The sequence below is a fragment of the Streptomyces sp. SID13726 genome (assembly GCF_010548375.1).
Lineage (GTDB): Bacteria > Actinomycetota > Actinomycetes > Streptomycetales > Streptomycetaceae > Streptomyces.
Window position 1 is genome coordinate 1 of the sequence record NZ_JAAGLY010000524.1, and the last position, 426, is coordinate 426.

At 72.3% G+C, this 426-nt stretch carries 1 protein-coding gene; it reads left to right on the forward strand.

The window, feature by feature from the left end; genetic code table 11:
• Positions 1–74 precede the first annotated feature (74 nt).
• A partial coding sequence (locus tag G3I78_RS48925; protein ID WP_164437122.1) for an aldehyde dehydrogenase family protein occupies positions 75–426 on the forward strand: 352 nt, incomplete at its 3' end.

A 426-nucleotide genomic window follows, 5' to 3' on the forward strand; every position in this document is an offset into this window, starting at 1 on the left:
GTGGCCGGTACGGTCCGGTTCCGTTCCGTTCGGTTCGGTTCGGTTCGACGCATCGAGGACGAGGAGGGCCGGACGTGCCCATCGCAACCGTCAACCCCGCGAACGGCGAGACGCTCAAGACGTTCGACGAGCTGGACGCCGGGCAGATCGAGCAGCGCCTGGCGGCGGCCCACGCGGCCTTCCGGAGCCACCGCACCACGGGGTTCGCCGAGCGGGCCCGCCTCCTCGACCGCGCGGCCGACCTGCTGGACCAGGATCGTGACGACATCGCCCGCACGATGACGATCGAGATGGGCAAGCCGATCGCAGCCGCCCGGGCCGAAGCGGCGAAGTGCGCGAAGGCCATGCGCTGGTACGCGCGCAACGCCGAGCGGCTGCTGGCCGACGAGCACCCCTCGCAGGCCGACGTCGCGGACGCCGGAGCCT